Below are 24,772 nucleotides of genomic sequence, written 5' to 3' on the forward strand. Positions count from 1 at the left end.
CGGATACAAACTGCGGGAGGATGTGCACCAGATGGCTGCCAAGAAAGCTGCAAGCAAGCCCAATGTCAGCAGCGATGAGCTGACAGAATATTACCGTGAAATGCTGTTGATCAGGCGCTTTGAAGAAAAGGCCGGCCAGCTCTATGGCATGGGTCTGATCGGCGGTTTCTGCCACCTTTATATCGGCCAAGAGGCCGTGGTTGTCGGCCTTGAGGCCGCCGCCGAAGAGGGCGACAAGCGCATCACCTCCTATCGCGATCACGGCCATATGCTGGCCTGCGGCATGGACCCCAATGGCGTCATGGCCGAGCTCACGGGCCGCGAAGGCGGCTATTCCAAGGGCAAAGGTGGCTCGATGCATATGTTTTCCAAGGAAAAACATTTCTACGGCGGCCATGGCATCGTCGCGGCGCAGGTGCCGCTGGGCGCGGGCCTCGCCTTTGCCGACAAATACAAGGAAAACGGCCGCGTCACCTTCACCTATTTCGGCGATGGGGCCGCCAACCAGGGCCAGGTCTATGAGACCTTCAACATGGCGGCGCTTTGGAAACTGCCGGTGATTTTTGTCATTGAAAACAACCAATACGCCATGGGCACATCACAGGCGCGCTCGACCTCCTCGCCCGATATCTATACCCGCGGCGCAGCCTTTGGCATCAAAGGCGAAGTTGTCGATGGCATGGATGTCCTGGCCGTCAAAGAGGCCGGTGAAAAGGCCGTGGCGCACTGCCGCGCCGGCAAAGGCCCTTATATCCTTGAGGTCAAAACCTATCGCTATCGCGGCCACTCGATGTCAGACCCCGCCAAATACCGCACCCGCGAAGAGGTGCAGCGCGTCCGCGAAGAACGCGACCCGATCGAGCGGGTGCGCGAAATGCTGCTCACGGGCAAGCACGCCACCGAGGACGAGCTGAAGGCCATCGACAAAGAGATCAAGGCCATTGTCAACGAAAGCGCCGAATTCGCCAAAGACAGCCCCCAGCCCGCCGAAAGCGAGCTGTGGACTGACATCACCGCGTGAGGAGCATCAGACATGGCACATTTTGAAATCCACCTCAGCGATGTTGCGCGCGGCATGACCTTTTATCAGGGCCTCTTTGGTTGGTCCTTCACGGTGATGCCCGGCGGCGAAGAGATCGACTATCACCTGATTGACGGCGATCAGATTGGCGACGGCAAAGACCTGACCGGCGGCGTGATGCGGCGCATGGGCGATGCACCAGAGGCCGGGGCCCCGGTGCGCGGCGGCACCATGACCTTTGAGGTCGCCGATTGTGACGCCAGCTATGACTGGGCGCTGAAAAACGGCGGCGCAGAGGCCCTGCCCCCCACCGATTATCCCGGCATCGGCCGTTGCGCCTATGTCGAAGATGGCCAAGGCAATATTGTGGGCATGATCACCCCGGCGAAAGGACAAGCATAATGGCAATTGAACTTCTGATGCCCGCGCTTTCCCCCACCATGGAAGAAGGCACCCTGGCCAAATGGCTGGTCAAAGAGGGCGATACCGTCAGCTCGGGGGATATCATCGCCGAGATTGAAACCGACAAGGCCACGATGGAGTTTGAGGCCGTCGATGAGGGCGTGATTGGCAAAATTCTGGTGGCCGAGGGCACCGAAAATGTGGCGGTAAACACCGCGATTGCCACCCTGCTGGAAGAGGGCGAGGACGCGGATGCCGCTGTGACCAGCAGCGCCGCAGCCCCCGCCGAAGCCAGCAGCGCAGCGCCTGCCACCGCCAAACCCGCCGTTGCGCAAGAGGACGACGCCCCTGCCCCGCAGATGAACCTGGAACCTGACTGGCCCGAGGGCACCGAGGTCAAACAGCAGACCGTGCGCGAAGCGCTGCGCGATGCCATGGCCGAGGAAATGCGTGGGAACGAAGATGTCTTTCTGATGGGCGAAGAGGTCGCCGAATATCAAGGGGCCTATAAGATCTCGCAAGGGCTGCTGGATGAATTTGGCAGCAAACGGGTGATCGACACGCCCATCACCGAACACGGTTTTGCCGGGATCGGTGTGGGTTCTGCCTTTGGCGGACTGCGGCCGATTGTCGAATTCATGACCTTTAACTTTGCCATGCAAGCCATTGATCAGATTATCAATTCTGCCGCCAAAACGCTCTATATGTCCGGCGGTCAGATGGGCTGCCCGATTGTGTTCCGCGGCCCCAATGGCGCAGCCGCGCGCGTGGGCGCGCAGCACTCGCAAGACTATGCGGCCTGGTATGCGCAGGTGCCGGGTCTGAAGGTGGTGATGCCCTATTCGGCCAGCGACGCCAAAGGGCTGCTGAAATCCGCGATCCGCGATCCCAACCCGGTGATTTTCTTGGAAAACGAAATTCTCTATGGCCGCGCCTTTGATGTGCCGGTGATGGATGATTTCACCGTGCCGATTGGCAAGGCCCGCGTCTGGCGCGAAGGGGACGACGTCACCCTGGTCAGCTTTGGCATCGGCATGCAATATGCGCTTGAGGCCGCCGATAAGCTGGCCGAAGAGGGTATTTCAGCCGAGGTTATCGATCTGCGCAGCCTGCGCCCGATTGATTATGACACCGTGCTGGCCTCGGTGATGAAAACCAACCGCTGCGTCACCGTCGAAGAAGGCTGGCCCGTCGGCTCGATCGGCAACCACATCTCGGCCACGATCATGCAAAAAGCCTTTGATTACCTGGATGCCCCGGTGATCAACTGCACCGGCAAGGACGTGCCCATGCCCTATGCCGCCAACCTTGAGAAACTGGCGCTTGTCACCACAGACGAGGTCATCGCCGCCGTCAAACAAGTGACCTACCGCTGAGGAGAGAAAGACATGGCAATTGAAATCCTGATGCCCGCGTTGTCTCCGACGATGGAGGAAGGCACGCTCGCCAAATGGCTGGTCAAGGAAGGCGACGAGGTCAACTCGGGTGACATTATCGCTGAGATCGAAACCGACAAGGCCACGATGGAGTTTGAGGCCGTTGACGAAGGGGTGATTGGCAAAATTCTGGTGGCCGAGGGCAGCGAAGGCGTGGCAGTCAATACCCCAATTGCGCTCTTGCTTGAGGATGGCGAGGATGCGGCGGATGTCAAAGCCCCCGCTGCGCCCAAAGCAGAGGCCCCCCCTGCCGAAGACGACGCCGCCGCCGCTTCATCTTTTCAAAAATACTCAAATGACCCAACACCCGCCGCCCCCGCTGCCGCAGATGGATCGCGGCTTTTTGTCTCGCCACTCGCGCGGCGGATCGCGGCGGACAAGGGCATTGATCTCACGGGCCTCAAAGGCTCAGGCCCCAAGGGTCGCATTGTAAAGGCCGATGTGCTCGCCGCCGCTGGTCGCCCGGCGCAGGCCACAGCAAAACCTGCCGAGGCAGCCAAAGCCGCGCCCGGCACCGGGCCAAGTGCCGACGCCGTCGCCAAGATGTATGAGGGCCGCGCCTTCGAAGAGGTCAAGCTGGATGGCATGCGCAAGACCATCGCCGCCCGCCTGACCGAAGCCAAACAGACCATCCCGCATTTCTATCTGCGCCGCGATATCAAGCTGGATGCGCTGCTGAAATTCCGCGCCGAGTTGAATGGCCAACTGGCAGAGCGCGGCGTGAAACTCTCGGTCAATGATTTCATCATCAAGGCGGTGGCGCAGGCGCTGCAGGCCGTGCCCGAGGCCAACGCCGTCTGGGCCGGGGATCGCGTGTTGCAGATGAAAGCCAGCGATGTGGCCGTGGCCGTCGCCATCGAAGGTGGGCTGTTTACGCCTGTGTTGCAGGATGCGGATCAAAAATCGCTCTCGGCGCTTTCTGCGCAGATGAAAGACCTCGCCGCCCGCGCCCGCGAACGCAAACTGGCCCCGCAGGAATATCAGGGCGGCAGCTTTGCGATTTCCAATCTGGGCATGTTTGGCATCGATAATTTTGATGCCATCGTGAACCCGCCCCATGCCGGTATTCTGGCGGTGGGGGCCGGGGTGAAAAAACCGGTGGTGCTGGAGGATGGCAGCTTGGGCGCAGCCACGGTGATGTCTGTCACCATGTCAGTCGATCACCGCGTGATCGACGGCGCAGTGGGCGCGAACCTCTTGCAAGCTATTGTCGACAATCTGGAAAATCCGCTGACGATGCTAGCGTAAATCCCTGAGATAAAACAAAAAAACGCCGCCCATGTTAAATACTGGGCGGCGTTTTTTGTTGAGCAACCTGCTCAAAGGCTTCCTGATTGTGGCAGCGCCATTTCGAACATTGGCGGCAATGTTCGGCGGCGCTGAAAACCCACCGCTGTATAAAACCCCTGCGCCTTCAGATTTTCCGCGTTGGTCGCCACTTTGAGGTAGCGAGCGCCCTCCTGTGCGGCCCAAGCCGCCGCTGCCATGACCAGCGCTCGGCCAACGCCCTGCCCGCGCGCCGCAACATCCGCGAAGAGATGATGCAGATCGCAACCAAGCTGGCCAAAATGCAGCCGCGCGGCGGGTAGCAAAGCCGCATAGCCGATCAACCCGCCCTCTGCCCGCTCTGCCACCAAAATACGGAAAATAGGCACCGGTCCAAAGGCGTGTTGCTGCAAAAACGCTTTGCTGAGTGTGGATTGATCATCATTAAACGCCGCCAGCGCCGCCACCATATCCAAGATGGCAGGCACATCATTAGGCAAGGCCATTCGAATTTGGCCAAAGCCGGTTTTCACCGCAAATTCAGTATGTTGCTTTGAATCTATAGATATCATCTTTCACTCCTTTACGCCGCAGGAGCCACCGTGATGTCACAGTCAAAGCCACCCGACGGCGGCTTTCCAAATAGATCAAACCCCGTGCTCAAATGAGACAGAGATAATAGGCGTTCGTGGTGTTTGATCGGTGTAACATGCGGGCTTTAGACCGCGCGATGCTGCATCTGTCAAGAAGGGACGCTATGCACAGCAAGCGGGCCACGCCCGCGTCGTTTCAAAACGCGGGCGTGGTTAAAATCAAATCGACTTACCCCAGATGATACCCCGGCGTGGCGCGCATCAGGGCCAGTTCTTCCTCGTCCATGTCAGCGTCGATTCCGTCAAACAGCGGGGTCGACAAATACCGCTCGCCGGTGTCGGGCAGCATACATAGGATATTGGCCCCTTCCGGCGCATCTGCGGCCACTTTCAGAGCCACCGCAAAGGTGGATCCGCCAGAGATGCCGGTGAAAATCCCTTCCTTCTGCGCCAGATCCTTAGAGGCGGCGATGCCTTCTGGGCCGGGCACCGGGATCAGATCGTGGTAATAGCCATTGTCCAGCGCCTCTTGCAGCACCAGCGGGATGAAATCCGGGGTCCAGCCCTGAATCGGATGCGGTTCAAACGCCGGGTGGGTGCCTGCCGGGCCGCCATTCTCTGTGCGCTCCTGCGCCGTGCCGCTTTGCACCAGCGCCGCATTGGCCGGCTCGGTCAGGATGATCTTGGTGCCCGGGCTTTCGCGGCGCAACACGCGCGCAACCCCCGAGACCGTGCCGCCGGTGCCATAGCCCGTCACGAAATAATCCAGTTTGGTACCTGCAAAATCCGCCATGATTTCGCGCCCGGTGGTATTTTCATGAATGTCCGCATTGGCCGAGGTTTCAAACTGCGAGGCGAGGAACCACCCATTGGCCTCGGCCAGTTCCTTGGCCTTATTGTACATGCCGGTGCCTTTTTGCTCTTTGGGCGTCAGCACAACCTTGGCCCCCAGAAACCGCATCAGGCGGCGCCGCTCAATCGAAAAGCTTTCGGCCATGGTGATCACCAGCGGATAGCCCTTGGCAGCGCAGACCATCGCCAGGCCAATCCCGGTGTTGCCGCTGGTCGCCTCAACCACGGTCTGACCGGGTTTCAGCGCGCCAGAGGCTTCGGCAGCCTCGATAATGTTCATCGCCAGCCGGTCCTTGACCGACCCGGCCGGGTTGAAGGCCTCGAATTTTACAAACAGATTGACGTTTTTAGGCCCCAGCCGATTGATGCGGATCACGGGCGTATTGCCGACCGTATCCACCACGCTTTGATAAATTTGGCCGTTGCCAGATGTCTGCCGAGTCATAGTTTCTCTCCCTCAAATGAAAAACGCGGCCTTGCGCCAGGCCGCGTCAAAATCCGTTTTAACAGGTCAGCCCTGGAACCGCGTATGGTCCATTGACATGGCCGGCTGATCGCAGCCCGCGTCCCCCACGATGCGCGCGGGCACGCCGGCGACGGTCTTACAGGGCGGCACCTCTTCCAGCACCACCGAGCCGGCCGCCACGCGCGAGCAATTGCCAACCTTGATATTGCCCAGCACCTTGGCCCCGGCCCCGATCAAGACGCCATCGCCAATCTTGGGGTGGCGATCTTCTTCTTCCTTGCCGGTCCCGCCCAGCGTCACCGAATGCAGCATCGAGACATTGTCGCCCACCACAGCGGTTTCGCCGATCACGATGGAATGGGCATGGTCAATCATGATGCCCTTGCCGATTCTGGCCGCCGGGTGAATATCGATGCCAAAGACTTCAGAGCTGCGCATCTGGAAGAAATACGCCATGTCACGGCGCCCATTGCGCCACAGCCAATTGGCCACGCGATAGCTTTGCACCGCTTGAAAACCCTTAAAGAACAGCATCGGCTGAATATAGCGATGGCAGGCCGGGTCACGGTCATAAACCGCCATAATATCGGCCCGCGCCGACATCGCCAAATCGACATCCTGCCCATAGGCCTCGTCACAGATTTCACGGATCAGCTGCTCGGACATCTCACCCGAGGCCAGTTTCAGCGACACCCGATAGCTCAGCGCCTGCTCGATCGAGCGGTGATGCAAGATCGAGGAATGCACAAGCCCGCCGAGCAGCGGTTCGTCTTTGACGGCCAGCGCGCCCTCTTCCAGAATCTGCGCCCAGACTGGATCGAGTTCTTTGACCACAGGATTAATTTCAGCCATGCCATATCCTTTCCTGCCCATCTTACACCACTTAGGGAAATCAGAGCAAATTCAAGACTGTTGTGGACATGATCACGTTTGGAAATGCAAGAGCTGCCGCAAAAATGAGGAAATTCTTCTGCACACATCCATGTGAGGCCTGACCGTGTTTTGCCGCCACGCGCGCCCAAACAGCGCCCGCCCACGCTTATTTGCTTTCACATTGCCGCCCAACCGCTTAGGCATCCCCTAACGACGGAGCCGGGGGCAATCATGGCGCAGAAATCCACCATCTACAAAGTTGAACTCTCGGTCTCGGACATGGATCGCCACTATTATGAGACCCATAAGCTGACCGTGGCCAAACACCCGTCTGAAACCGACGAACGGCTGATGGTGCGCTTGCTCGCCTTTGCGCTCAACGCCCATGAGCAGCTGGAAATGACCAAGGGTCTGTCAACAGATGACGAGCCAGATATTTGGCAAAAAAGCCTCAGCGGCGCGCTGGAGCTTTGGGTGGCGCTTGGCCAGCCCAGCGACAAGATCATCCGCCAATCCTGCGGCAAATCAGACCAGGTGCGCCTCTATTGCTACGGCGGAAAATCCGCTGAAATCTGGTGGGAGAAAGTTAAGAACAGCACCAGCCGCTTTGACAATCTGGCGGTCTACAACCTGCCGGAATCTGCCACAAAAGAGCTAGCCACCCTCGCCGCCCGCACCCTGAAACTGCAAGTGAACATCCAAGACGGCGACGTCATGATCAGCAGCGCTGACAATATGGTGTACGTGACGCCTGAGTGCTGGAAGGACGTGGGGTGAATGGTGGGGGGGGTGCGCGGATGTTCGTGCAAAAGGCGTCTAAAGTCCGCTCCCCGCTCACTGCGGACATGGCGTTTCTGCACGAAAAGCGGTGAGTAGTCATTCGCAGCGGGACGTGACAAAGTCTGCTCGGCGGGACAAAGCGGGCTTTCGCTGCGTTTGCGCCAATTGCTGCTTCATAGCGAAGATTGGGCGCGCTTAAGTTACCAAGTGCCGCGCGTTCTTTTGGGCTGACGCATAGGCGTATGATCAAACTGGAAAAAGTGATCGCGGTTCGTTTGGCAGATCTTATAATCCCCGCGTCCATCAACGTAGCTAACAAGTTTGTCGCGCTTTAGGCAGACTGGACATATGTAGTGGATTGGCTCTCCATTCGCTTCGCTCTCTTTGAGGCGGTAGATCATTACCCCCTGACCAGTTTCGAACAATTCATAGCGAGCGCTTTCGGCGGCAAAGGCACCTTCTTTCTGCAATTCATCTGTGAGAGTCTTGAGCATAGTGCTCAATTGAACATTCATCATATTTACAGAGGTAAGTTCACCCGCGAGGGCGTTTAGTAGCTTCGCAGCTTCGCTATTGTCGGGTGTTTTATCATCCTCAAAAAGTTCTTTGATTGACGCCACAGTCGACGTGGCCTTGTCTGTTAAACCAACGGCGCTTGTTGCGAGGCCAACGATTGCCCCAAGCTGAGTAATGTCCATGCTCGATATTCCTTTTCTTGCAATCATAACGAGCAAGACTGACATTTGGAAGGATTGTCGTTGACCAAACAAGGGCACAAAGACTCTGAATATCGCAAGTCTTGTTCTGCCCAAGGCTCGTAGCGGCACCTACCTAGAAGTGAGAAACATCTAAGGTGTTCCTATTGGGGAGTGCAATCTGACTATTCAGTTTGTTGCCACGCTTCTCCATTCCGTGACCTTCAGTTCTAGCGATGCCGACATTCGCGCAGCCGCAGCATCACACACTTTGGGCTCAAACCGGTCCTTCGCCGCGAAACTCACGAATGGCAGGAATAGGCCGATCCCGAAACTTTGCAAAGTCGGCTTCCTGCGCAAAGCTGACCTTTACTACGAGCGCGGCAAACACCGCTCTCGCCGCCTTCCAGCTCGCACACGTCCGCCTAAGTCCGCCACCCCCCAAGATCACCTCTTAGCACTCAACATTTCAGCGCCCCCTCCCCGCGCCGCTTTCACCTGTCGCCACATCCCAAGCTGCACCAGAACTACCTGCAAACACTGACAGAAATCGGCGTTTTCAAGCGTGGCGCCGGCAAGCGCGTTTGGCCCGGCCATGCGGGTGGCGTGGCTCATCAGGCTGCCGTTGCCCCATCTGGCATGGCAGCGGGCGTGGCGTTTGCGGTATTTATCTGCCGCCTCCACCTCTTGCAGCCAGCGGGCGCAGCAGTTTGGCCGCGCCGCGCTTGGCACCGGCATCAGCGCCCGGGCCATCGCCAGAACATCGCCGATCAGAACCGGGCGCATGGGGCGCCGCCTAAAGCGTCAGCGCCAGCCGGGTTGCCGGCCCCGGCCCGTAGCGCGCCGAGATTTGCGCCACCTGCAGCTCCAGCAATCCGCTGGCCCCATCGGCAAGTTGCGCCGCCGTGGTGTACTGCCAATGCGGCGCGGTGACGTCAAAGCTGCGCAGCACCGCGCCGCTTTGCATGAGCGTCAGCCGGTAAGCCTCACGTTCTTCAGACAGCGGCACATCCGGCAGATCCCAGCGATCCCCATCCCGCCGGGTGCGCCGGAGCCAGGTAAAGCTGATGTCCCCTGATCCAGCCTGGCTGGCGCGCAAATGCACCGGCGCATAGGGGCGCAGGCCATTGCCGGCAAAGGCCTCTGTGGTGGCCACATAAGCCGCGTCGTCCATTGGGCGGTGCGCCGGGCCGATGCGATAATCGCGGCTTTGCCCGCGCAGGCTCTCCGGCATGTCGATCTGGTCGATCTGCCCATCCAGCAGCACAAACCAGCTGCCAGCGGGCCAAGCGCCGAATTCAAGCCCATCGGTGCCAGCCTGCCCACGCAGCCGTTGGCGGAGCGCATATTGCATGGGCCCGATCAGTTCGGCGGTTTGAAACTGAATAAGCTCCCAGCGGTCCGGGGTGCCATCGCCGATGGCAGCGAGGTTGCCCCCGGACAGCAGGGCCTGCTGGCTGATGCTCTGAAGGCTGCCGGAGAGCAATTGCACCTCCAGCGCAGGGCCGTGATCGATGGCACCGCTGCCCGCCGCCGCCAGCGGCGCGGTCAACCGCCCCACAGTGCCGCGCTGACGGATCACCGAATTGAGGTTAAAATCAGCCCCGGACTGCCCGCGATAGACCGCGACAGCGCCCGGCCAGACTCGCGCGCCCAGCGCCAGATGCGGGCTATGCGGCACCTCCTCCCCGCTGAGCAATGGCAGATCCATGAACAGCGGCACCACCGGGGCCGGCGCGACATAGGGCGTAAGCGTTGCGCCGTCGCGGGTAAAATTCCCCGGCTGATAGAGCGTGGCTTCAACCCGCACCGCTTCGCAGGTCAACTGCGTGCCTTGGGTGACGCGGTCAATACGATAGGTCTGCGGCGTGCCGCTGGCGTTTGCCAAGGCAACGACATCCCCAGCGCCCAGGGCGGATTGCGAGGGTGGCAGATCAAAATGCAACTGGTCTTGCGCCAGCCGCGATTCTGCCAGCCAGCGTTCGGCCACCTGCCGGGCTTCGCCCCGCAGCAGCATCATCGGCAATTGCGACTGGCTGACATGGCGCGCCGGATCGCGCGGCAGGGCCGCCTCTTCGGCGATCACGTCATAATCGCCCAGCGCAGCCACCGCGGTGACGCGCACCCGACCAAGCAGTTCGGCCTCGGCGTTGTGAATATGCTCCGGCCCGGTGGTGCCATCCTCGCTCAGGGCCAGCCTGTCAGGATCAAGCGTCGCCCGCGCTGCGCCGCCGCGCATGACAAAGCGCAGAATGCCATCCCGCTCAACGGCGTCAAAGCCATGTTTCAACATCAAGGGTTGCAGCGCTTGCCGCGCGCTGACGACCTCATCCACCACATAGCCCCTGACCATGCCCCAAAGCTGACTGACATCATAGCGCGTGACCCCGGCGGCCTCGCAGATTTCGCGCACAACCGAGGCCAACGTGCGGTGGGTGCTACGCCCGGAAATCCAATGCCCCCAATCATAGTTGATCCCATCACTCCAGAGGTCGGTCTCAACCGGGAAGCGTGGAAACGGCCGCGTGTCCCAGGCCCAGACAAAGGCGCGCGACATGTCGATCATCGGGGCCGCGTATTCTGCCGAGGTCGGGTTGTTGTCTGCCTGTCCCCAATAGCCATAGAGCGCCCGCAGATATTGGGTCTGGATCAGCTCATCGCGCAGCCCGTTGGAATAGCGCGGCAGGCTGCTTTCATCTGATTTCGGGTCCAGGAACTTATTGGGCTCATTGGTGGCCTTATCCACCGCACCACAGCCAATTTCGGTGAACCAGATCGGTTTGCCTTCGGGCAGCCAAGCGGTGGGTTCACTTTGGCGCACGCCATTGATGCGCTCATGATGGGGGTTGGCCCACCAGTTGCGGATATCCTTGTAGCGGTAAATCCAATCCTCACCATGTGCGCCATCGCTGATCGGCGTGCGCCGCTGGGCGTCGCGGGCCTCAGGTGTGGTGTAATACCAATCATAACCCTCGCCGCCTTCGATATTGCTTTGCAGATAGTCCAGATCATAAAGGCTGCCCGCCTCGGCATCCGCGTGCTCCGTGCCGTCGCGCCAGTCTGACAGCGGCATGTAGTTGTCGATGCCCACAAAATCGATCTCGGCATCAGCCCAGAGCGGATCAAGATGGAAATACCGATCATGACTGCCGTCCTGTGGCTGATAGCCGAAATACTCACTCCAATCGGCGGCATAGCCCAATTTGACGTTGGGGCCGAGGATCTGGCGCACCTCGCTGGCAAGGGCCTGCAGCGCGGCCACCGCCACAAACTGCCCAGCGCCGCCCCGCGCCCAGGTCAGCCCGCGCAGCTCTGAGCCGATGCAAAAGCTGTCGACACCACCGGCGGCAACGCAGAGCGCCGCCTGATGCAGAATAAACCGGCGATAGCTCCACTCTGCAGGGCCGCTATAGACAACCGTGCCATTCTCGACGGCAAAATCCATCGCTGCAGCGGTGCCAAAAAACGCAGCCACCTCAGCCTCGGCAGCAACGGAGCCATCCGGGCTGCCGGCCTGTCCCGGTGCCACGCTCAGCGTGATGCGCCCACGCCAAGGCAACTGCGGCTGATCCGCTGCCCCGCTCCATGGGTCCGGCAGGCCGTTTCCCGCCATCTGTGTCATCAGCACAAAGGGGTAATACATCACCGCCTTGCCCAGCGCGTTCAGGTGCTGGATCGCCTCGATCACCGCCGCATCATTTGGCGTGCCACCATAGACCGGCCGCCCGTCCTGCTGCGGCACCAGCGCGGCGGCTGCGCGGGGAACGCCCGCCACCTGCCAGGGCTGGGTGCCATCGACGGCATCGCTTTCGACCCGGGGCTGGATACTGCAGTTGCCACAGCGCAGATCATCGCCAAACCAGCTGACAATCAACGAGGTGGCCTGACAGTTCGGCAACTCGCTGCCCAGCGCTGCCATCGCAGTGGCAAAATCGCTTTCGCCGCTCGGGGCATTCAAATTGGCCGCCACCTGCGCGCCGGGGCCATGATCGTAATAGACCGGGCTGGTCGCCAGCGCATATTCGCCCGAGCCAGGTATCAGCGCCACCGCCTGGGTGGCATGGGTCGGCTCGGTCTCGGCTCCCGCTTGGCTGCGCGGCGAAGGGCGACTGACTTCAAAGGTGAACTGCGGCACCCGATTGCCATAGGGGGCCAGGTCCAGATCCTCCAGCACCACATAAGCCGTGCCGCGATAGGCTGGCACAGCGCCGGGGCCTTCCACGGCCTCCATCTTGGGGTCGGGCTGTTGATCGGCGCTGCCGGGGTACACCCGCATGTTGACCGTATCTGGCGCAATTTCGCGCCCATCCGCCCAAAGGCGGGTGACACCCGTGATCTCGCCCTCACAGATGGCGAGCGCCAGCGAGACGCTATAGCTGTAGTCAGTGACCTGCGGTCTGGCCGGGGCCCCTTTGCCACCACCGCCCCCGCTTTGGCTGACATGTTCCTGAAACTCTGTTGCCCAGATCACCTGCCCGCCCACACGCATGCGGCCATAGATCCGGGGCACCACCGCGCCTTCGGCATCGCCGGTCAGCCGGTAGCGATCAATACGCCCAGTCTCGACCGCCTCGGCCCCTTGCCCTGCGATCCGCTGGTCAATCGCTTGCCCGGCCATGGCCCCGACAAGCCGCCCCACAGCCACAGACGAGACACCCAAAACCGTGCCGCCCACTGCGCCGCCTATTGCCGCGCCTGCGGCGGATAACACCATCGTTGCCATTGCTGGGCCTCCTTTACGGGGTTGTTGACGTTGGAAGAGCCTCGGGAAAGGCAAAGCGGGCCACGATGCGCCGCTGCCAAGGGGCGGTCAACGGGCTCTCCATCACCGCGTGATGCCCATAGGCGTGAATGAAACTTGGCGCGGCACCCACCGCCGCCTGGATGCCCAGATGCTTGGCCACGGTGCCAGCGCGCATGCGAAACAGCAGGACATCACCGGGCAAAGCCTGCGTGACTGGCCGCAAATGCCGCCGCGCCGCCCGCCAGAGCCTTTCATCGCCCAGTGCCTCGCTCCAGTCCCGGCTATAGGGCGGCACCTTGCTGGGCTCCTGCCCATAAAGCGCGCGCCAGACGCCGCGGATCAGCCCCAGACAGTCACAGCCCGCCCCAAGGGTCGAGGCTTGATGCAAGTAAGGCGTGCCAATCCAGCGGCGCGCCTCACGCAGCGCGGCTGCGCGGCGGGTGCTGTCCCCGACGGTCATGCGCGCAGGCTCCCGCCGGTGTTGCCGCCATCCTGCCGGGGCGGCGTGACGATCCAGCCGCTGCCGGGAATGTCAGGAAAGCCCTGAAAATTGATCAGATTGGCAAACTTGTCCCGGCAGGTCGCAAACCGTTTGTCACAGCCGGCCGTCAGGCGCAGCAGATCACCTGGCGCAACGGCGGCCTTGATCGGTGCCCATAGCGTGATACGCCGTCGCCCGTTCCACAGGCCGTCATCTTTGATGGTGCCGCGCAGCCCGGCTGCTGCCCCGCTCAGCACCTCCAGCGCGCCGCGCTGAAACCAGCCGGGGGCAAAGTCAAACGGCAATGCGAAATCAAAGATCAGATTGCCGTCATTCTCTTCTGCCGCCCGGTCCAGGACATAGCCATCGGTGTCCAGATCAAAGCCGCAGGCCTGGTCCCCCAGCACCGCGCCACAGGGTTTCTGAAAACTGCGGCCCATGGGTTGGCCCAAAAGATCGGTCAAACCGCGCAACTCGGCGTGAAAGGCCCCGGCCCGACGGCTGATATCGCCGATATGGCCGTGAAACAGGATCTGCCGCTGCGCGACATCCGCCCAGTTGACCCGCCAGAGCGTGACCTCTGCGCCATCATAGCGGCCCGCGTCAATATCCGCTGCCTTCAGCGACGCCGCGCTGAGCGCGCCCATGGCCTCGGTATTGTCCACCGAAAGTCCGGTGGCTTGCTCCAGCGCCAAGGCCGTCAGCCCGCTGCCTGCGGCAAAGACCATGTCCTCAAAATGCAGATCGTTGTCATGATCGGTAAAGCCCAGCACCCCGCCATCCCGGCGGGCAATCCGCCAGCAGCGCGCCACCGTCGTGAGCCCCGAGGCCAGATGGACGGCAAAATCTTCTGGCAGACCGCTCATAGCCGCACCTCCACCACAGGCACATTCGGCATATCCCCCGCTTGAAAACTGGCAACGCTGGTCTGGATGCTGTCGGTGTCAAACCGCACTGGTACGTCAAATTCAAACCCGGCTGTCACCGGATCGTCCTGACCCGGGGCCTGCATAAAGGTGATTTCGCCGGTTGCGGTGTTCACCGTGTAATCGACCGCCTCCTGCTGCTCGGCGTCGGCAATGCCGACGCGCACGGTGCCCGCGACCGGCTTGCTGATCGGGCGCTGATAGCTTTGCCCGCCAGACTGATAAGTCTTGGTCAGTTGAAACACCCGCTGCGCGCCATCGCCGATGCCAATCACCTGATCGCGAAAATCGACCTCTTCGGTGGCGCGGCCACTTTTGAAATCGGACCAGTCCTTCCAGCGAAACCCATACAGCTGCCCGCGCCGCGCCTCAAAAAAAGCGATCAGCGTGGCGATATCATCGAGCGAGCGCATGCCCACGCCCGCATCATAGCGCCGCCGCGCATGCGCCCAGGGGGTGTTGCGCTCTTCAAAGCCATTGGTGAGCGTCACGATGTCGGTGCGCCGCTCCGGACCGCCGACCGAGCCAAAGCTGAGGTTCGCGGGAAACCGCGTTTCATGAAAACCCATGCTGGTTCCTTTCCGGCCTTTGGCCTATCTGCCCCGCTGCCCGCGCAGGAGCGCGCGGCTCATCTGTGCGGCGATCTGCGAACGGCTGCGTTGAAAACTCGGTGCATCCGGGGTTTGGATGTTCATCACCACCGTGACAGGCCGCCCTGCGCCACCCGCGCTTTGCACGCCAAGCTTGCCGTCCCTGCCGCGCGCGAGCGGCAGGATCGCCTCTGGGCCTGCCTCGCCCATCAGCCCAAGCCCGCCGCGCATTGGAAAGGCGGTCGCGCCGCTGACGATGCCGCCATTGGCAAAGGCCCGCACGCGGCCCTGCGAAAAGGCCGCGCCGTTTTCAAACGGCAGAATGCCCGCCACCAGTTGACCAATGCCCTGCGCCATCATGCCGCCGACCTGTTTGGTGACAGGCGTCAGCGCCGCATCAAAGGCCGCCGCTTGAACCGACTGCACCACTTGGCGCAGCGCATCGCCCAGACTATCGCCCTGCTGCACCATGCCTTTGACCGCCCCCTTGAGGCCGCGCGTCAGCCCGGTTTCGAGGGTTTTGAGATCACCGCCGGATTTCTGCAATCGCTGCCCCATGCGGCCCAATTCGGCGCTGAAGGCCGAGAGATCCGCGCTGGTGGCCGCCGCGCTGCCCGAGATCGCCTCAAGCTGGCTATCAACATCCTGCAAATGCTGTGTGTCTGTCATTCTGAGGTTCCTTCTGTGGCATCGGGATAGGCGGCGATCAGATCATTGAGTGCCGCGCGATCCATAGCTTGGCCGCCCTCCGGCTCCCCGAGCATGAGCGCCAATTCTGCCGGGGTCAGCGCCCAGAACTGATCGGGTGTCAGCCGCAAGCCACCAAGGCCAACGCGCATCAGCCCGGCCCAATCCATGCGGCTCACGGCGCGCCGCCTTCGGGGGATGTGAAGCTGAGGGCCAGCAAACGCGCGGCCGCGCGGGTGGCCTCCATCGGGCCGCCGGCAATATCCGCAGCGGCCAGATCTGCGGCATTGCCCCGCCAGCCGCCGCCCATCAGCCCCGCCAGCAGCAGCGCCTGCAGATCCCCGGCGCTGAACGCGCCACTTTCAAACCGCGACACCAACTCCATGAGCGAGCCGGTCCCAAGCGCGCTTTCAAGCTGCGCCAACGCGCCCAGCGTCAGCTTCATACGCTGGCTCTGCCCGTTCAGCACCAGCGTCACCTCGCCCGCCCAGGGATTGGCCGCGCCCGCCATGATCAGACCGCCGCCGTGAAGCTCAGCGCGCCGGCAGAGGCCAGCGCAAGCTCATAGGTGGCTTCGCCATTGTGATCGCCCGCATAGTCCAGCGCCGTCACCTGAAAGCGCCCTTCGACAATGCCGAAATCCGGGATGATCACCTGAAAGTCCGGTATCTCGCCATCAAAGAACAGCTGCCGCGCGCGTTCATCGGTGTCGGCATCTTTGAACACCCCTGCGCCAGAGATCGCCGCAGATTTCACCCCGGCCCCGGCCAAAAGCTCGCGCCAGCCACCCTGACTTTCCAGCGAGGTGACATCCACGCTTTCGGCGTTGAAACTGATGCGCGTTGCGCGCAGCCCTGCCAGGGTGACAAAACTGCCATCCCCCAGGATATCCACCTTGATCAACAGGTCTTTGCCATTCTGTGCCGCCATCTCACCGGCCTCCTTTGTCTGAAATCACTGGTCATCCACCCGCGCCGCAAAGCGCAGCTCAATCCGCCTGAGGCTGGCCGCCTCCTCTCGGCTGGCCACCGCCCGTTCAAAATTGAGCGACACCAAATGTCCCCGGCTGAGCGTCAGTGCCGCATCCTGCAGCGCGTCGCAGATCGCCACGGCCACCGCCTTGGGGTGGGCAAAGCCCGCCGCGTCCGAAATCACCGCGACGGAAAACCGATGCAGCGCCCCGCCGCCGGTCTTGTCAGATCGCTCCACCGCCACCTCGGGACCAAGCGTCACGTAGGTGGCCGGAAAGACACCGCTGGGCAGCTCGTCAAAGACCGCCGTGCCGATCAGCCCCGTCAACGTCGCATCTGCTGTCAGCCGTTGGTACACCGCGCTTTGCAGCGCAACCGCCATGCCATAACTCATGTCGCCACCTCTTCCTGTGCATCGCAGACCAGATAGCGACCGTCCGGGTCCGCCTCTTGGACCGCGAGAATGTCAAAGATCCGACTGCCGTCGCGAAAACGCTGGCCCGGCACCGGCCGCATGGCCGAGCCAACCGGGCTGGCCCGCAGCGTGATGCGGTAATGCGATAGCGTTAGCGTCGCCCCCCCGCGTGCCAACCGGTGCGCCCCCGCGCCGCTGAGGGCGCACCACTGCTGACCGAGCGCGTCCCAACCCTGTGCAAAGCCTCCGGCACCGTCCGCCTGCCGTGCTGGGGCCTCCAGCGTGAGTGCCCGGTTCAAGCGCGGCGCGCTCATGCGCCCTGCTCCTGCGCAAAGCCAAGGCGCAGCGGCACATAGCGCGCCAAAAGGCTGGTGACGCCAAAGGGCATGCAGCCCGCACCCAGCGTGACCTCTTGCCGGTATTCATAAAAATGCGCCGCCAGCATCAACACCGCCTGCCGCAGATCCACGGGCAAGCCATCCCATGTCGCGGACAGGCCAATCGTGGCGACAATTTCGGCCTGGCCGCCCTTGGCAATCACGGGCATAGCCGCACCAATCGGGCGCAACATTGGCCGGTGCGTATCGGGCACCAGTCGCAGCGCGGTTATATCGCTGATGCCGCCCTCGGCATCCAACAGCCGCTGTTCATCCAGCGAGATCACCGGGGCCAGCGGCAGGGATTGGCCGGTCGCGCTCTGCCAGCAGGTGACGCGCCAGGTGATCCCCCGTGCGATCAGCACCTTGCTGGTCCGCGCTTCGATCGCAGCAATGCTGGCACGCAGAAAACTTTCGAGCACCCCATCCTGCAGCGTCTCTTCGCCAAAGCCGGTGCCCATGCGCAAATGCGCGCGAAACTCAGCCAACGGCAGGGCCGCCAAGGGCACGGTGGTTTCATCCACTAACATCATGGCACTACTCCAAAAAATCAGGCTCCCCTCCGACTGAACGGGTCTCGCGGGCGCGCGCCTCACGTCACTCTGAGGGAGGGGAGCAGCCAGATAACGCGCATCCGGCGCACGCCCAGGCAGGGCCGCAAAGCGGCCGCCCTGCCCATCTCGATGGCTTAGGCCACCGAGAACCGCAGCAGTTTGATCGCCGCAAAATCGCTCACATCACCGCCGACACGTTTGGTGGCGTAAAACAGCACATGCGGCTTGGCAGAGAACGGATCACGCAGAATGCGCAGGTCCGGGCGCTCCGCAATCGTGTAGCCCGCCGAAAAATCGCCAAAGGCAATGGCATCGGCATCCGCGGCGATATCTGGCATATCTTCGGCAATCAGCACCGGATACCCCAGCAGCCGCGCGGGCTCGCCTGCGGCCAGCCCATCAGACCAGAGGAACCGCCCATCCGCGTCCTTGAGCTTGCGCACCGCCCCGGCGGTCTTGGAATTCATGACAAATTGCCCGTTGGCGCGGTACTCCGCCCCGAGCGCATAAACGAGATCAATCAGCGCATCCCCGCCCGCAAAGGCGCCATCCGTACCGGTGGCGATATAGCCAAGGTTGCCCCAGCTCCAGCTGTCGTTATCCACCGCCGGGTGGCTGAGAATGCCGGTCGGCTTGTCGATGCCATCGCCGGCAATGAAGGCCGCCGCTTCGGAGCGCGCGAATTTTTCCGCAATGCGCCCGGCGAGCCAGTTTTCGACATCAAAGGCGCTGTCATCCAGCAGCCGCTGGCTGGCCTTGGGCAGGGCAGAGAGTTCGTAAAGCGGAATGCTAATGCGCTCAATCGTCGGCGTGCCGCTTTCTGTGCTTGGGGAGGTCTCATCGGCCCAGCCGGCCTCGGCCTCTGAACTGTCGATCAGCACATCATATGAGGTCGCCTGCACCGTCACCACATTGGCAATCGCACGGATCGAGGCCGTGGCCGAGAGCACCGATTTGATAGTGTCCGATGTCACCGGGTCCACCAGGTAGCCGCCGTCGCCATTGACAGCGGTGGACAGGGCTTTCTCTTCAAGCTCAAGCCCGCGCAGCGCGTCATCGTCGCCATTGCGCAGATAAGCCCCGATCGCTTTTTGATGCGGCTGCACCATGTCGGTGGTGCCCAGAACCGGGCGTGCGCCGGTCAGTGTTTTTTGATCCAGTCTGTTCATACGTTCATCCTGCTGCTGAAATTTTTGGTGAATGTCGCTCTGAAAGCCTTTGAATTCCTGTGAAAATCCGGTCATCGCCTCATGTACGGATTGAAGGGCATTCAGGTCGGTTTCGCGCTGCGGCGACCCGGTATGTGGTGCTGCTGTCATGGCTGATCCTTTCGCATCTCGGGTGGGGTTGGCTGCGCGAGACTGACGCGCGCTTCCTGAAAGAGCGCTGCGATGTCCTGCAGCAACTCAGCTTCCGGGGCTTCGGCCTTGGCGGCCACACGGGCGCTGGCCAACATCGGGAAGGTCACAAGCGAGACCTCCCAGAGGTCCAGTTCCGTCAGATGGCGCTGACCGGCGGCGCTTTTGCTGGCTTTCACCGTGCGATAGCCAATCGACAGACCATCAAGCGCACCGGCGGTGATCAGCGCGGCAGCTTCTCGGGCGCGGGCAACATCGGGCAAAAGCCGCCCGCACACCCATAGCCCCTTGCTGTCCTCGCGCACCTCATCCCAGATGCCGATCGGCTGGGCGGGATCATGCTGCCACAGCATTTTGACCCGACGCCCGCTCGCCATCAGCCGCGCCAAAGACGCTGCATAGGCCCCCGGCTCGACAATGTCGCCGCCCTGATCCACCGCCCCGAACAGCGAGGCATAGCCCGAAATCTGGCAGCCGTCCTTCAGCGCGATGACCTGATCGGCCTGGGCAAATTTCCGTTCCAATTCCATCGTCACCTCCTTATGGCGTTGCCTGAATCACCGATTGAAAAGCCTGCGCCAGAATGACCGCAGCCACCCCGTAAACCGCGAGCCACAGCCGGCGTTCCAGCCGCTCGATCAGCTCCTCGATCCGGTCAAGCCGCGCGTTCAGCGCATCAATCTGCAGCTTGGCGACCCGTTCGTGCGCCTCAAGCCGCAGCGCCGGGGCGCAGTCAAAGGCCTCAAACCCATAGCGCTGCCCACGTGGGTGTGCCGGCTCAGTCATCTGCTGATCCGTCCATCAAGGGCGGCAGACCCAGAATGCGGCGCTTTTCGGCTTTGCTAAGAAAATCAGCCGCCTGCACCCGGCGCCACTGCGCCTCGCGTTCAGCGCTCAGTGCGGGCACCTGGTCCAAATCCGGTTTCAGCCGCGCTGCGTCCTGCGTGATATCCTGCATCCAGTCGCTCAGCCGCGCCGTGACGCGCGTCGCCAGCGGCAGCACCGTCAGGCGAAAGAACGCCCGATGCGCCTCCTGGTAATTGGCATAGGTCGCATCGCCCGGAATACCGAGCAGCATCGGCGGCACCCCAAAGGCCAGCGCAATTTCCCGCGCTGCGGCCTCTTTGCTTTTTTGAAACTCCATGTCGCTTGGTGAAAACCCCATGGGTTTCCAATCCAGCCCGCCCTCCAGCAGCATCGGGCGTCCGGCGTTGCGCGCCCCTTGGTGATGCGCCTCCATCTCGCCGACGAGCCGGTCGTATTGCTCCCCCGTCAGACTGCTCTGCCCATCCATGCCTTTGTAGACAATGGCCCCCGAAGGGCGCGCCGCATTGTCCAGCAGCGCCTTGGCCCACCGCGATGCAGCCGTATGCACATCAAGCGCCATGGCAGCGGCCTGCATCGGGGAAAACCCATAGTGATCATCCTGCGGATGAAAGCTGCGGATATGGCAGATGCGCGCTCCGCTGGTCAGATCAAAGCGGTGCGCGCGCCCGCCAACCTTGTATTCATAGGCAATGGGCCAGCCATCCGCGCCGGGCACCACACGCATCCGCTCACTGCGCAGCACGTGCAATTCCACTGGCTGCGCCGCCTCTCCGACGGCTTCGACATAGCCATCGCCGGACAAAAGCAGCTGGGCATAGAGCGCCTCTAGAAACTCCGCCTGCCCCTGCGCCGCATTGGGACGCTTGATCAGGGGCAAAAGCGGATGGCTGTCAAAGCGGCGGCTGGCATCCTCGATCACCAAGGGCACGGCCGCGGCCGCTTCGGCGATCAGTTTGACACAACGAAAGCCGACCGGATTGCCGGTGAACCCTGTACGGGTCAGGGACGCGGTGTCGCGCGGCGACCAGGCCACCCGCCCGGCAGAGTGATAGGCCACCACCGGCCCGGTGGCACTGGCCTTGCGCTCGGCGGGCTGGGCAGTATTGCGTTTGAGAAAGTCGAAAACCATCAGTTGTGCTCCTTTGCCTGCCCACCGTGGGGTGCCGTTTGGCTAGAACACTTTCTCACCTAGGTCTTAAAACCCGCCCACAGCCGCGCGCGCGCCGGGCGCAACAGCGCTAAAGCACCCGCAGCGCCGGATTGCTCTGCGGCGCACCGGGGGTCAGGATCAACTCATGCAGGGCCCAGACGAGCGCATCGGCCCTGTCGGGCGACCCCGCCCCGCCATAGCCCTGCGGCGTCATCAGGCACAGCTGATCCTCCAGCGCGTCCAGCCCCGGCAGATGGGCCACGCGCCCCTGTTCATAAAGCGCCGCCGCAGGTTCGGCCCGCGCCGCCTTGGAATGGCTGGCGCGCAGGGATTTATAGGGCAAGTTCGGGTCCACTTGCCGCAGAACGCTCTGCACCAGATCGCCGCCCTGATTGACCTCGGCCACCAGCCGGTCGGCCTGCCAGCGATGAAACGCTGCCACCGCCGCCTGCGCCCAGCCCAGCGGGCTTTGCCCCTGTATGGTGGCATCCTCCAGCACCACGGCCTGCCAGCGTGACGGCGGCCCTTGCAGGTGCCCGCCGACCACCAGAATGCCACATTCATCAGAGCGCGCCGTGCCGCTGACCGGCGGGTCCACCGCAACAACAATGCGGTCCAGCGGCCCGGGCTGGGTGCGGCGCTGGCTGTCAAACATCTCGCGCTGCCACAGCGCCCCCGGCAGATCCGCCAGCAGCACACCGTCAAGTTCCTGCCTCCCCAGGCGCGAGCCGCGATAGCGCTGCATCACCTCCTCCAGAAAGCTCTGGGCCAGATTGGCGCGGTTGGCCTCGGTCGGGGCGTGGGTCTGCACGGTGCTGTCATGCGCCAAGAGCCGCCGCAGCACCGGCACATTGCGCGGTGTTGTGGTCACGACCTGCTGCGGATGATCCCCCAGACGCAACCCAAATTGCAGCATGTCCCAGGTGTCATCTGCGCGTTTCCATTTCGCCAGTTCATCTACCCAGGCGGCGTCAAACTGCGGGCCGCGCAGCCGCTCTGGGTCATGGGCGGAAAAGGCCTGCGCCACCGCGCCATTCGGCCAGACCAGCTGCCGCCGGGTGGCCTGCCAGTCCGGGCGCCGGTCCGGAGGCGAACAGGCCAGCAACCCACTGTCGCCAAACACCATCACCTCGCGCACCTGATCCATGGTTTCCCCGACCAGCGCCACACGGCGCGCGCGTCCCGGGTCAAGTGGCTTGGCCCCCTCGACCATGCTGCGCACCCATTCCGCCCCGGCGCGGGTTTTGCCCGCCCCGCGCCCGCCCAGAATGACCCAGGTTTTCCAGTCACCTTCTGGCGGTAATTGATGCGCCATGGCCCAGAACTCAAACAAAAATGGGAGAGCCAGCAGCTCTCCCTCAGTTAGGTCATTCAGAAATTTGTCCTGCACCGCAACATCTGCGCAGGCGAGCCAATCGGCACCCGATCGTATGGCGGGCTTCTTCGAGATCAAGGGCATAGCCGTTGACGGCCCCTTGCTGTCGTTGCTGACGTTCTTCAAAACGTGCCTCCGTTTCTATCGCCAGCTTGGCCCAGCTGCGAATATCGCTGAGCACCCTGACGGATTCGCGAATACGATCCGGCCCGCCTTCCAGTATCTCAAGGCGGATCAGATCCAATGTCTGGCTCATGTCGATCAGGGCTGTGCGCACCGTCTCGAGTTCTGCATCCAGATTTTCGTGACCCTCTGTTTCTGGGTTCTTATCCATGTGATGTTGCCTCTCATGTAAAGTTGCCCCTCCACACGAGTGCCCAAGCTGCAAATCTGCACCTGCAGCCCTGGTCATCCAGCTATCTACAAGCTAGGCACGACCACATGTAAAGTCAAATTTTTCAATATTTACAGTATGTTAATAAGGAGATCGACAGAGGTGCAACACCCATGCCGGACTGCGTACTGCGCGGGGCGCTGTCCATAATTGCGCCATAGTATCCCTTTAGAAACCGGGCATATTTTCATGATCCGGGGAGACAGATGACCTTTCTTCGCAGCTTTTTGATCACGCTTTTCGCCGCCGCCGCGCTGTTGCATGTGCTCCTGCCCCTGCCCTCTGAGACCGCGGTGGCGCATCTGCGCGGCGCGCCTGACAGTGCACCGGACACTGCCCAGACCGCCGTCGCCCCCGTCACCCCCGCCGCCGTCCAACCTGTCACGCTGGCCCCGAAGGTCCGTTATGACGCGCGCATATTTGAGGGGCCGCTGACGCTGACCACGACGGATTTTACCTATGATGCGCCGCAGAATATCGCCCGCAGCTTTTCGTTCACCCAAACCACCCAAACGGGCACCGAGCTGCGCCGCCAATGGTTCGGCCATGGCATGACCTTTGGCAAACCCCGGGCCACGGTGATCCTGCTGCATGGCGCGGGCCGCAATGGCCTGTCGATGATCGACATGTGGCGCAGCACAGCGGAGCGGGAGCAGCTTGTGCTGCTTGCGCCAAATTCCAGCCTTGCCTCGGACTGGAGCCTGATAGATGACGGTGCTGATTTTCTAAAGCAATTGCTGACCGAAGCCGCGGCACATTACCCGATTGATCAGCAGAATGTGTATCTCATGGGGCATTCCGCCGGGGGTGTGCTGGCCAGCTATGTGGCCAATCACTCAAACGGCCCGTGGAAAGCCGTCGCCACCCACGCAGGCAGCATGCCGGCAGACTGGGTCCGTCCCGCCCCAGAAGGCATCCCATTGATTGCCTATATAGGCGATCAGGATCAAAGCGTACCCTTGGCAGAGGTCACAGCCACAGCCCGCGCCCTCGCGCAGGCCGGCCACCCGGTGACACAGTTTACCATTCCCGGGCACAGTCACTGGTATTACGAAATCGGCCCCCAAATCGCCCCGTATATGTGGCAGCAGATGGCCACATTAGGGGGGCAATAACCCAAACAGAAAACCCCGCCAGTGGCCAGCCCTTTACCATAAGTGTTGCAAAATAAGATTTTGGTTGGCCAGTTTCTGGCCAATCTTATCCCACAATAATAAGAAAAACTCGGAAAAACCGGGAGAGAAAGTGTGGGAACAGCCACGAAGAAATCTTCGTCAGGCGCGCGTAGGCGCTTGCCTTTGCCTTCCTTTGGCATCAGCGTAAATTTCTGCCGAAATCCTCAATGTGATTTCTTTGCAGAGGCTCCAGAGCCATTTGACAGAAGAGGGCAAAATCGGAGCAAGGTCAAGCCGAACGGTAATCCCCCCATTTTTAGAGGGGCGTATCAGTAGAATTTAAGCTGCTGTCAGTTTCTGTATCGGGGTCATCCCGCCGATGCCCATGTTTGGTCTTTCGTTGTTGTAAGTCCAGAGCCATTT

The 24,772-nt window shown here is 61.8% G+C and carries 28 protein-coding genes; 6 read left to right on the top strand and 22 right to left on the bottom strand.

Going from position 1 to position 24,772, the window contains the following annotated elements:
* The first annotated feature begins 31 nt into the window (after positions 1–31).
* From pdhA to N6L24_RS04435, 4 genes are read left to right on the top strand one after another with little or no spacing between them, the layout of a single operon-like run.
* Positions 32–1,021: a pyruvate dehydrogenase (acetyl-transferring) E1 component subunit alpha gene (pdhA, locus tag N6L24_RS04420; protein ID WP_271843421.1), complete on the top strand. Its 990-nt coding sequence runs from the start codon at positions 32–34 to the stop codon at positions 1,019–1,021.
* Between the two features lie 12 nt (positions 1,022–1,033).
* Complete coding sequence (locus N6L24_RS04425) at positions 1,034–1,423, top strand: VOC family protein (RefSeq protein WP_271843422.1); 390 nt, start codon at positions 1,034–1,036, stop codon at positions 1,421–1,423.
* Positions 1,423–2,799, top strand: coding sequence for a pyruvate dehydrogenase complex E1 component subunit beta (locus tag N6L24_RS04430; RefSeq protein WP_271843423.1), 1,377 nt, complete (start codon positions 1,423–1,425; stop codon positions 2,797–2,799). Before N6L24_RS04425 ends, N6L24_RS04430 begins: the two co-directional genes overlap by 1 nt.
* Before the next feature lie 12 nt (positions 2,800–2,811).
* On the top strand, positions 2,812–4,107 hold the full coding sequence (locus tag N6L24_RS04435) for a pyruvate dehydrogenase complex dihydrolipoamide acetyltransferase (protein WP_271843424.1): 1,296 nt from the start codon (positions 2,812–2,814) through the stop codon (positions 4,105–4,107).
* A gap of 71 nt (positions 4,108–4,178) precedes the next feature.
* On the opposite strand, the gene N6L24_RS04440 is transcribed toward N6L24_RS04435, so the two are convergent.
* From N6L24_RS04440 to cysE, 3 genes are all read right to left on the bottom strand, one after another.
* The gene (locus N6L24_RS04440; protein WP_271843425.1) at positions 4,179–4,697 is read right to left on the bottom strand and encodes a GNAT family N-acetyltransferase; all 519 of its coding nucleotides are present in this window, start codon (positions 4,695–4,697) and stop codon (positions 4,179–4,181) included.
* A 250-nt stretch (positions 4,698–4,947) separates the two neighbouring features.
* A complete protein-coding gene (locus tag N6L24_RS04445; RefSeq protein ID WP_271843426.1) occupies positions 4,948–6,015 on the bottom strand; it encodes a PLP-dependent cysteine synthase family protein in 1,068 nt (355 codons plus the stop codon).
* A gap of 66 nt (positions 6,016–6,081) precedes the next feature.
* Entirely contained in the window at positions 6,082–6,888 is an 807-nt protein-coding gene (cysE, locus tag N6L24_RS04450) for a serine O-acetyltransferase (protein ID WP_271843427.1), read from the bottom strand.
* 252 nt (positions 6,889–7,140) lie between these two features.
* Here cysE and N6L24_RS04455 point away from each other — a divergent pair, with 252 nt between their 5' ends.
* Positions 7,141–7,686 carry a YaeQ family protein gene (locus N6L24_RS04455; protein WP_271843428.1) on the top strand — a complete coding sequence of 182 codons (546 nt, stop codon included), beginning with the start codon at positions 7,141–7,143 and terminating at the stop codon, positions 7,684–7,686.
* 203 nt (positions 7,687–7,889) lie between these two features.
* On the opposite strand, the gene N6L24_RS04460 is transcribed toward N6L24_RS04455, so the two are convergent.
* The 19 genes from N6L24_RS04460 to N6L24_RS04550 form a co-directional block, all read right to left on the bottom strand.
* Positions 7,890–8,387: a hypothetical protein gene (locus tag N6L24_RS04460; RefSeq protein ID WP_271843429.1), complete on the bottom strand. Its 498-nt coding sequence runs from the start codon at positions 8,385–8,387 to the stop codon at positions 7,890–7,892.
* A gap of 444 nt (positions 8,388–8,831) precedes the next feature.
* On the bottom strand, positions 8,832–9,170 hold the full coding sequence (locus N6L24_RS04465) for a DUF7742 family protein (protein WP_271843430.1): 339 nt from the start codon (positions 9,168–9,170) through the stop codon (positions 8,832–8,834).
* A gap of 10 nt (positions 9,171–9,180) precedes the next feature.
* Positions 9,181–13,107 (bottom strand): baseplate multidomain protein megatron, encoded by a 3,927-nt coding sequence (locus N6L24_RS04470; RefSeq protein ID WP_271843431.1) that lies wholly within the window; start codon positions 13,105–13,107, stop codon positions 9,181–9,183.
* A gap of 13 nt (positions 13,108–13,120) precedes the next feature.
* Positions 13,121–13,588, bottom strand: coding sequence for an NlpC/P60 family protein (locus tag N6L24_RS04475; RefSeq protein ID WP_271843432.1), 468 nt, complete (start codon positions 13,586–13,588; stop codon positions 13,121–13,123).
* Positions 13,585–14,475 carry a DUF2163 domain-containing protein gene (locus N6L24_RS04480; protein ID WP_271843433.1) on the bottom strand — a complete coding sequence of 297 codons (891 nt, stop codon included), beginning with the start codon at positions 14,473–14,475 and terminating at the stop codon, positions 13,585–13,587. The genes N6L24_RS04475 and N6L24_RS04480 overlap by 4 nt, the downstream gene beginning before the upstream one ends.
* Positions 14,472–15,104, bottom strand: coding sequence for a DUF2460 domain-containing protein (locus tag N6L24_RS04485; RefSeq protein WP_271843434.1), 633 nt, complete (start codon positions 15,102–15,104; stop codon positions 14,472–14,474). Before N6L24_RS04485 ends, N6L24_RS04480 begins: the two co-directional genes overlap by 4 nt.
* 24 nt (positions 15,105–15,128) lie before the next feature.
* A complete protein-coding gene (locus N6L24_RS04490; protein WP_271843435.1) occupies positions 15,129–15,794 on the bottom strand; it encodes a phage tail tape measure protein in 666 nt (221 codons plus the stop codon).
* Positions 15,791–15,982: a rcc01693 family protein gene (locus N6L24_RS04495; RefSeq protein ID WP_334312311.1), complete on the bottom strand. Its 192-nt coding sequence runs from the start codon at positions 15,980–15,982 to the stop codon at positions 15,791–15,793. Before N6L24_RS04495 ends, N6L24_RS04490 begins: the two co-directional genes overlap by 4 nt.
* 5 nt (positions 15,983–15,987) lie before the next feature.
* The gene (locus N6L24_RS04500; protein WP_271843437.1) at positions 15,988–16,323 is read right to left on the bottom strand and encodes a gene transfer agent family protein; all 336 of its coding nucleotides are present in this window, start codon (positions 16,321–16,323) and stop codon (positions 15,988–15,990) included.
* 2 nt (positions 16,324–16,325) lie between these two features.
* Positions 16,326–16,742 (bottom strand): phage major tail protein, TP901-1 family, encoded by a 417-nt coding sequence (locus N6L24_RS04505; protein WP_271843438.1) that lies wholly within the window; start codon positions 16,740–16,742, stop codon positions 16,326–16,328.
* 24 nt (positions 16,743–16,766) lie between these two features.
* The gene (locus tag N6L24_RS04510; protein WP_271843439.1) at positions 16,767–17,177 is read right to left on the bottom strand and encodes a DUF3168 domain-containing protein; all 411 of its coding nucleotides are present in this window, start codon (positions 17,175–17,177) and stop codon (positions 16,767–16,769) included.
* Positions 17,174–17,512, bottom strand: a complete 339-nt coding sequence (locus tag N6L24_RS04515; protein ID WP_271843440.1) for a head-tail adaptor protein — start codon at positions 17,510–17,512, stop codon at positions 17,174–17,176. Before N6L24_RS04515 ends, N6L24_RS04510 begins: the two co-directional genes overlap by 4 nt.
* Positions 17,509–18,108, bottom strand: a complete 600-nt coding sequence (locus tag N6L24_RS04520) for a head-tail connector protein (RefSeq protein WP_271843441.1) — start codon at positions 18,106–18,108, stop codon at positions 17,509–17,511. Before N6L24_RS04520 ends, N6L24_RS04515 begins: the two co-directional genes overlap by 4 nt.
* Before the next feature lie 155 nt (positions 18,109–18,263).
* Positions 18,264–19,373: a phage major capsid protein gene (locus tag N6L24_RS04525; RefSeq protein WP_271843475.1), complete on the bottom strand. Its 1,110-nt coding sequence runs from the start codon at positions 19,371–19,373 to the stop codon at positions 18,264–18,266.
* Positions 19,374–19,444: 71 nt separating this feature from the next.
* Complete coding sequence (locus tag N6L24_RS04530; protein WP_271843442.1) at positions 19,445–20,017, bottom strand: HK97 family phage prohead protease; 573 nt, start codon at positions 20,015–20,017, stop codon at positions 19,445–19,447.
* 10 nt (positions 20,018–20,027) lie between these two features.
* On the bottom strand, positions 20,028–20,273 hold the full coding sequence (locus tag N6L24_RS04535) for a GTA head formation protein, RCAP_rcc01685 family (RefSeq protein WP_271843443.1): 246 nt from the start codon (positions 20,271–20,273) through the stop codon (positions 20,028–20,030).
* Positions 20,266–21,444: a phage portal protein gene (locus N6L24_RS04540; RefSeq protein ID WP_271843444.1), complete on the bottom strand. Its 1,179-nt coding sequence runs from the start codon at positions 21,442–21,444 to the stop codon at positions 20,266–20,268. The genes N6L24_RS04535 and N6L24_RS04540 overlap by 8 nt, the downstream gene beginning before the upstream one ends.
* A 109-nt stretch (positions 21,445–21,553) precedes the next feature.
* On the bottom strand, positions 21,554–22,924 hold the full coding sequence (locus tag N6L24_RS04545) for a DNA-packaging protein (RefSeq protein WP_442872574.1): 1,371 nt from the start codon (positions 22,922–22,924) through the stop codon (positions 21,554–21,556).
* Positions 22,833–23,174 (bottom strand): hypothetical protein, encoded by a 342-nt coding sequence (locus N6L24_RS04550; RefSeq protein WP_271843445.1) that lies wholly within the window; start codon positions 23,172–23,174, stop codon positions 22,833–22,835. The genes N6L24_RS04545 and N6L24_RS04550 overlap by 92 nt, the downstream gene beginning before the upstream one ends.
* 266 nt (positions 23,175–23,440) lie before the next feature.
* On the opposite strand from N6L24_RS04550, the gene N6L24_RS04555 reads away from it, so the two are divergent.
* Positions 23,441–24,349, top strand: a complete 909-nt coding sequence (locus N6L24_RS04555) for an alpha/beta hydrolase family esterase (protein WP_271843446.1) — start codon at positions 23,441–23,443, stop codon at positions 24,347–24,349.
* Positions 24,350–24,772 lie beyond the last annotated feature (423 nt).

It is taken from the genome of Cognatishimia sp. SS12 (assembly GCF_028369055.1).
Classification (GTDB): Bacteria; Pseudomonadota; Alphaproteobacteria; order Rhodobacterales; family Rhodobacteraceae; genus Cognatishimia.

What these genes read in the sequence shown, in the direction of transcription:
- N6L24_RS04470 (WP_271843431.1), bottom strand. Translation starts at nt 13,107, where the DNA reads ATGGCAACGATGGTGTTATCCGCCGCAGGCGCGGCAATAGGCGGCGCA.
- N6L24_RS04520 (WP_271843441.1), bottom strand. Translation starts at nt 18,108, where the DNA reads ATGATGTTAGTGGATGAAACCACCGTGCCCTTGGCGGCCCTGCCGTTG.
- N6L24_RS04475 (WP_271843432.1), bottom strand. Translation starts at nt 13,588, where the DNA reads ATGACCGTCGGGGACAGCACCCGCCGCGCAGCCGCGCTGCGTGAGGCG.
- N6L24_RS04530 (WP_271843442.1), bottom strand. Translation starts at nt 20,017, where the DNA reads ATGGAATTGGAACGGAAATTTGCCCAGGCCGATCAGGTCATCGCGCTG.
- N6L24_RS04480 (WP_271843433.1), bottom strand. Translation starts at nt 14,475, where the DNA reads ATGAGCGGTCTGCCAGAAGATTTTGCCGTCCATCTGGCCTCGGGGCTC.
- N6L24_RS04550 (WP_271843445.1), bottom strand. Translation starts at nt 23,174, where the DNA reads ATGGATAAGAACCCAGAAACAGAGGGTCACGAAAATCTGGATGCAGAA.
- N6L24_RS04465 (WP_271843430.1), bottom strand. Translation starts at nt 9,170, where the DNA reads ATGCGCCCGGTTCTGATCGGCGATGTTCTGGCGATGGCCCGGGCGCTG.
- N6L24_RS04435 (WP_271843424.1), top strand. Translation starts at nt 2,812, where the DNA reads ATGGCAATTGAAATCCTGATGCCCGCGTTGTCTCCGACGATGGAGGAA.
- N6L24_RS04555 (WP_271843446.1), top strand. Translation starts at nt 23,441, where the DNA reads ATGACCTTTCTTCGCAGCTTTTTGATCACGCTTTTCGCCGCCGCCGCG.
- N6L24_RS04545 (WP_442872574.1), bottom strand. Translation starts at nt 22,924, where the DNA reads ATGCCCTTGATCTCGAAGAAGCCCGCCATACGATCGGGTGCCGATTGG.
- N6L24_RS04500 (WP_271843437.1), bottom strand. Translation starts at nt 16,323, where the DNA reads ATGGCGGGCGCGGCCAATCCCTGGGCGGGCGAGGTGACGCTGGTGCTG.
- N6L24_RS04535 (WP_271843443.1), bottom strand. Translation starts at nt 20,273, where the DNA reads ATGACTGAGCCGGCACACCCACGTGGGCAGCGCTATGGGTTTGAGGCC.
- N6L24_RS04440 (WP_271843425.1), bottom strand. Translation starts at nt 4,697, where the DNA reads ATGATATCTATAGATTCAAAGCAACATACTGAATTTGCGGTGAAAACC.
- N6L24_RS04430 (WP_271843423.1), top strand. Translation starts at nt 1,423, where the DNA reads ATGGCAATTGAACTTCTGATGCCCGCGCTTTCCCCCACCATGGAAGAA.
- cysE (WP_271843427.1), bottom strand. Translation starts at nt 6,888, where the DNA reads ATGGCTGAAATTAATCCTGTGGTCAAAGAACTCGATCCAGTCTGGGCG.
- N6L24_RS04485 (WP_271843434.1), bottom strand. Translation starts at nt 15,104, where the DNA reads ATGGGTTTTCATGAAACGCGGTTTCCCGCGAACCTCAGCTTTGGCTCG.
- N6L24_RS04490 (WP_271843435.1), bottom strand. Translation starts at nt 15,794, where the DNA reads ATGACAGACACACAGCATTTGCAGGATGTTGATAGCCAGCTTGAGGCG.
- N6L24_RS04510 (WP_271843439.1), bottom strand. Translation starts at nt 17,177, where the DNA reads ATGAGTTATGGCATGGCGGTTGCGCTGCAAAGCGCGGTGTACCAACGG.
- N6L24_RS04425 (WP_271843422.1), top strand. Translation starts at nt 1,034, where the DNA reads ATGGCACATTTTGAAATCCACCTCAGCGATGTTGCGCGCGGCATGACC.
- N6L24_RS04445 (WP_271843426.1), bottom strand. Translation starts at nt 6,015, where the DNA reads ATGACTCGGCAGACATCTGGCAACGGCCAAATTTATCAAAGCGTGGTG.
- N6L24_RS04525 (WP_271843475.1), bottom strand. Translation starts at nt 19,373, where the DNA reads ATGACCGGATTTTCACAGGAATTCAAAGGCTTTCAGAGCGACATTCAC.
- N6L24_RS04515 (WP_271843440.1), bottom strand. Translation starts at nt 17,512, where the DNA reads ATGAGCGCGCCGCGCTTGAACCGGGCACTCACGCTGGAGGCCCCAGCA.
- N6L24_RS04540 (WP_271843444.1), bottom strand. Translation starts at nt 21,444, where the DNA reads ATGGTTTTCGACTTTCTCAAACGCAATACTGCCCAGCCCGCCGAGCGC.
- pdhA (WP_271843421.1), top strand. Translation starts at nt 32, where the DNA reads ATGGCTGCCAAGAAAGCTGCAAGCAAGCCCAATGTCAGCAGCGATGAG.
- N6L24_RS04455 (WP_271843428.1), top strand. Translation starts at nt 7,141, where the DNA reads ATGGCGCAGAAATCCACCATCTACAAAGTTGAACTCTCGGTCTCGGAC.
- N6L24_RS04505 (WP_271843438.1), bottom strand. Translation starts at nt 16,742, where the DNA reads ATGGCGGCACAGAATGGCAAAGACCTGTTGATCAAGGTGGATATCCTG.
- N6L24_RS04460 (WP_271843429.1), bottom strand. Translation starts at nt 8,387, where the DNA reads ATGGACATTACTCAGCTTGGGGCAATCGTTGGCCTCGCAACAAGCGCC.
- N6L24_RS04495 (WP_334312311.1), bottom strand. Translation starts at nt 15,982, where the DNA reads ATGGATTGGGCCGGGCTGATGCGCGTTGGCCTTGGTGGCTTGCGGCTG.